Raw genomic sequence first — 5,042 nt, 5'->3', positions numbered from 1 at the left:
CCGCCAGAAAAAAAGATGGTGCGGAGAAGAGTGCGAGGATTCCTTTCTCTGGAGGTAGGACTGCTTCGGATTCCCTCTCTGCCAGATGCATGCACCTCCTCACAAATTAGCAGGCTGTCAATATTATACTATTATCTCTGGGCAGGAGAGCAAGCAGCTAGCTCTGCCTTGCGGATCGCTCTCACTGTCGCTGGTCAGCCGCCGCACCAGTCTACAGCCCGCACGTTCGCGCCCTCTTCTACCAGCGCTCTCCCTGCCAGCCCGCACACACCTCGTCTGGCGCTGGCCTCCTCTCCGCGCTTCGCCTCGCCCCCGCTCCATCCAGCACAGCACAGCGTCGCCCGCGGCAGACGCCTTCCCCGGAGGCTCGCCCTCAGTGGGGCGGCTCAGCACCTCCTGGGGACCCTCTTCGATCTTTCTGGTGTAAACGGGTTTTCCCATGTTTTTAAACAGCGCAGGCAGGCTGTCTATTCCCGTGGATTCCAGGCACCAAATTCGCTGCTGCCAGTCGTTTTCTCTGCGTCTATCACTTCTTTAAAGCTTACTAACCTCCAATAGCGGCGATGAGAGCTTTAAGTTGCTTTGTGCTGCAGCAACGATTTCTAGATGAGGGGGAGATGGATGGCAAGGCGTGCCCTCTTTCGAGGAAGCTTGCCCGGCCTGCCTGGGAGGCTGCCCGAGAACAACGCTGGTGTTCGATCATCTGGCTCCTTCGCCCCGCTGACGGATCTGGTTGGCGGAGATCCTTTGGCCCTCCAGGCCGACCAGTGGAGCGCTGATACATCGCTGGCTCTCTCCCTGACGGAGCGCTATGTGGGTGTGCTGGCAGGCGGCACTGTGAGAAAAGGGGAAACTCTCTGGCTGGCTCTTGCGATCCGCTGTATGTGGGCAGCGGCTCGCTGATATGGCTGGCCCCTTTCCTTTGACGCTCTGCCTGTCAGGCCCGCCATTCTCAGGCCGCGCCGGAGCAGGCCGCCCTCAGCTCGCGTATAACCCATGCAACGGCGAGCGCCGTAGATGCCTGGCGCTCTCCGGCCGGCTTGATCGTGGGGAGACTGAGGGGGCGAGCAGGGACGCGCCGCTCGCCCCTTTATTCTGTGGATCGTTGTCCGGCTATTGGGAGGAGCAGCCTCTGACACCCGAAATCGCCACAATGACGGCTGGCTCGTTTGAGGTGCGCCAGCCGCCGGGGATCCGCGGCCCTGGCTATGGGGTGAAGACGGGGGGGCCGCTCTGTGGGCCTTCTATGACAGTTCGTCGTCCTATGCAGGGGCCACTTGCTGACGGTGATGGGCGATAAGGTCGATACAACAGGGGTGGTCTGTGGTCAGCCAGCGGGCGCGGGCGTCCTATCTATGGGGAGGGGGCCATCTCTGCCACGCGGCGCGCCAGGCTGGCAAGGTGCGAGCTGATTGGGTCGCTGGCCGCAGCTCTCTATGAGCTGGCTGAGCCTATCGTTCCGGAATCGTGAGGTTCGTGAGGAAAGGCTCGACGAGAAGAAGGTAGCTTAGCACGAGAAGAAGGTAGCTTAGCAGAGGAATAGCTGTGCATCGCATGGATCGCTTGACAGCCATACTCCTGCTCTTGCAGCGCGGCAAATGGACCGCTGCCGCTCTGGCGCGCCATTTCGAGGTGTCACGTCGGACGATCTTGCGCGATATCGAGGCGCTCTCAGAAATGGGCGTGCCGGTGGTGGCCGAGCCGGGACCGGGCGGGGGCTATAGTCTGCCGGCAGACTACAGGCTGGCGCCTTTGCCGCTCTCGCTGCATGAGGCGCTGCTGCTGCGCCTGGCCCTGAGCAACTTTTTGCAGTCGCGCTCGCTTCCCTTTAAGGAGGTGCGGGCCTCGCTCTGGGCCAAGATTGGCGCCCTGCTGCCGTCGCAGCGCGAGAGCTGGCAGGGCCTGGAGCAGGTGCTGAGTTCTTGCTGTCCACAACCCTCCGATGGCGAGGAATATGCGGTACCGTTCTTCGCCGATCTGCTGGAGGCCCTGATGGCCGGCCGTTGGATTCGGGTGCTCTATCGCTCGGAGCGGCGCTGCTCGGAGCAGACCTTGCTTCCCCAGCGCCTGTCTACCAGCTTTGGCCTGTGGTATTGCCGCGCTTACTCGTGGGAACATCGCTGCACGCGCCTTTACCGCGTTGATCGTCTGCTCAGCCTGGAGATCCTCAGTGCTCCTCCCAAGCAGGAGATGCCGCCGTCCAGGGATTGGCAGGAAGAGTCAACTTTTCCCGAGATCTCCATCCGTCTGACCGAGCGCGGGGTGCTGCGTCTTGAGCATTATCCTCTGCTGGCAGCGCACCTGGAGCGTCAGGCCGATGGCAGTGGCTGGCTACGCCTGCCTTGGAAGCCCGATGACTACGACTGGCTGGCGCGTCAGCTCTTGAGCCTGGGAACGGAAGCCCGTGTTGAGGCTCCGGAGGCCCTGCGCCAGCAGCTTCAGCGAATCGCCCGCCAGATTGCAGACTGCTATGATTCGTCCGTTGGCGCAGAAGAAGAGAAGAATGGTGACAGACAGTTGTCACCAGGCCAGGAGTAGACTGGCTACTGCCTCTCCCGGCAGCGGCTGCCCGCGACTCGCGCATCACGCCAGTCAGCCCAAGGAGAGGCGAGCCGGAAAGTGAGTTGTTCAGCAGAACAGAAAGGAGTCGCTCTTTGGCCCAACCGACGATTGTTCATCTTGAGCTGCCAGCCCGCGACCGCGCCGCCAATGCCGCCTTTTACCAGGCTGTCTTCGGCTGGCAGGCCGGACGCAACGATGAATACGACTACCTGTACTTTGAGACTCCCGAGGGACTGCGCGGGGGCTTTCCGGGCCCCGAGGACCAGGGTCAACGGGAAGGGGAGCCGTTGATCTACCTGGCCAGCGAGCATATCGAGGCGACGCTGGCAGTGATCGAGTCCCACGGTGGACGCTGCTTGATACCTGCGACGGAGATCCCCGGCATCGGTAAGTGGGCCATCTTCCTCGATCCCGCCGGCAATCGCCTCGGTCTCTTTGAACCCGCGCCTAAAGAGTAGAGTAGCTCAGGCGCTCGCGCTCGGCTCAGGCGCGAGCCTGGCGCTGACGGAAAAACTCGATTGTTTGGCCGATGCCCTCTTCCAGCGAGACCTGCGGCTGCCAGCCAAGCAGACGCGCCGCTTTGCTGCAGTCGAAGTAAGCGAGCCGGATGTCTCCCGCTCGCTTGGGGGCCCGCTGGATGGGGGCCTCAAAGCCGGTCATCTTGACGAGCTGGCGATAGATCTCGTTGACCGAGGTGGGCCGCCCGGTGGCTATGCAGAAGACGTCGTTATCGCCCCGCTCCAGCGCCAGCAGGTTGGCGCGGGCGACATCGCCAACAAAGACGTAATCCTTGGCCTGCTCGCCATCCCAGTCGATGCGTACCCCTTCTCCATCGAGGAACCGGCGGGCAAAGATGGCGATCACGCCTGCCTCGCCCCCGGGGTCCTGGCGGGGACCATAGACGTTGCCATAGCGCAGGATAGTATAGGTGAGGCCATGAGCTGCCTGCCAGTAACGCAGGTAATGCTCACCCATCATCTTGGTGATGCCGTAGGGCGACTCGGGTCGCTGAGGCGTCTCTTCGGTGACGGGCAGGTGCGACGGCGTGCCGTAGGTCGCCCCCGAGGAGGCATAGATGATTTTGCGCACGCCGACCTGGGTGCAGTTCTGCAGGATGGTGAGCAGGCCGAGCACGTTGACACGGGCGTCGAGCAGGGGATCACGCGCTGAGACGGCGACACTGTGCTGAGCAGCGTGATGGCTGACGACCTCGGGCCGCACCTGCGCGAAGAGATCGCGCATGGCCTCGGCATCGGTGATATCGGCTTGGAAGAAGCGGGCCTGCGAGGGGACATTGGCCAGGTTGCCTCCCCCTTCGCTCCAGAGATTGTCGACGATAAAGACCTCATGACCAGCCGCCAGATAGGCGTCGACGAGGTGGGAGCCGATGAAGCCCGCGCCTCCTGTGACAAGGATCTTCATACTGAGCCAGATGTAGGCCGCCTGTCCGTCCTGGCCCAGGCTGCTGGGAATACCAACCACCCAGGAGAAGGAGCCGACCAGGTGCCTTTCCTCCTTCCGTGATGACGCGCGTTGATCTGACACTCCCCGCCCTAAAGAGGCGGGGATTCTTCCTTCAGCTTGCCTGCCTGCCCTGCGCCCTTGCGGGCGGCAGGGGAGAGGCAGTCTGTCCAGAAGCGTTTTGCCCCTTGATGGGGCCTGTTCCCGCATACCCTGCGGTACGGTAGCCTTCCAAAGCTCTGGCGAGAATGTTGAGGGCGGTATTGTGGTCACGATCAAGCCAAGCACCCGCCCACAACCACAACAGATGTGGGGTCCTGACGAAGAGGGACTTGTTGATTCGTGTGCCACAGCTGCTCCACTGCTGACTCGTGAAAGCTGGCTCCACTGCCATCACCGGGAGGTGACAGACCTGCCCGTAGTCGTTCAGCCAGGTGAGGCAGCGCCCCCATGTGGCGTCACTGATCGACTTTGCCAGCTTGCGGTTCTTCACAAGGTTGCGTATCTGAAGGTGCTCGCTGGCAATCAGACCGCCAGATGTGATAAGCGTGCTTGCCGTCTTGCAGGCAAAGTCTTCACGCTGCCGTTGCACCTTGAGATAGACCTTTGCCAGGTGCTTTCTGGCCTTCTTCCTGTTTGCTGATTTCTGTTGTCTGCGGGAAAGTCTTCGATGAAGCATCTTCAACCGCTTCTGAGCTTTCCTCACATGATCAGGATTGGCTACTGTATGGCCTGCTGAGTCCGTCAGGAACCCTTTGAGTTCCTGATCGATGTCCACCTGTTTGGCAATGGGGATAGGCTTGCAGTGCCGCTCTGCCTCGACCATAGCCTGGAGATAGTAGTCATCCGCACGCCGGATGAGGCGCACACGCTTGATCTGCCTGGTGGGAAATTCCTCAATGTGTCGGTTCGCGTTGCCTAGGAGTCGCAAGCGTCCAATCCCACACCCATCGGTGAAGGTGATGTGCCTGCCATCGGGCTTCACCTTGCAGCCGCCGCGCTTGTATTCGACACTCCTG

5 protein-coding genes are annotated in these 5,042 nt (G+C 61.6%); 3 read left to right on the top strand and 2 right to left on the bottom strand.

What is annotated here, in order from left to right; all coding sequences use genetic code 11:
- Positions 1 to 621: 621 nt before the first annotated feature.
- The 3 genes from ACFMO7_RS02430 (at position 622) to ACFMO7_RS02420 (ending at position 3,020) form a co-directional block, all read left to right on the top strand.
- The gene (locus ACFMO7_RS02430) at positions 622 to 903 is read left to right on the top strand and encodes a hypothetical protein (protein WP_376793940.1); all 282 of its coding nucleotides are present in this window, start codon (positions 622 to 624) and stop codon (positions 901 to 903) included.
- A 651-nt stretch (positions 904 to 1,554) separates the two neighbouring features.
- Complete coding sequence (locus tag ACFMO7_RS02425) at positions 1,555 to 2,538, top strand: helix-turn-helix transcriptional regulator (protein ID WP_376793939.1); 984 nt, start codon at positions 1,555 to 1,557, stop codon at positions 2,536 to 2,538.
- A 116-nt stretch (positions 2,539 to 2,654) separates the two neighbouring features.
- Positions 2,655 to 3,020, top strand: a complete 366-nt coding sequence (locus ACFMO7_RS02420) for a VOC family protein (RefSeq protein WP_376793938.1) — start codon at positions 2,655 to 2,657, stop codon at positions 3,018 to 3,020.
- A gap of 25 nt (positions 3,021 to 3,045) precedes the next feature.
- Here ACFMO7_RS02420 and ACFMO7_RS02415 read toward each other — a convergent pair whose 3' ends face one another.
- Entirely contained in the window at positions 3,046 to 4,107 is a 1,062-nt protein-coding gene (locus tag ACFMO7_RS02415; RefSeq protein ID WP_376793937.1) for an SDR family NAD(P)-dependent oxidoreductase, read from the bottom strand.
- 31 nt (positions 4,108 to 4,138) lie between these two features.
- The coding region (locus ACFMO7_RS02410) for an RNA-guided endonuclease InsQ/TnpB family protein (protein WP_376793936.1) at positions 4,139 to 5,042 on the bottom strand (904 nt) is incomplete at its 5' end.

The sequence above is a fragment of the Thermogemmatispora sp. genome, assembly GCF_042408735.1.
Classification (GTDB): domain Bacteria; phylum Chloroflexota; class Ktedonobacteria; order Ktedonobacterales; family Ktedonobacteraceae; genus Thermogemmatispora.
The sequence above is the reverse complement of the archived record's forward strand: the minus strand, read 5'-3'. Positions and strand labels throughout refer to the sequence as shown.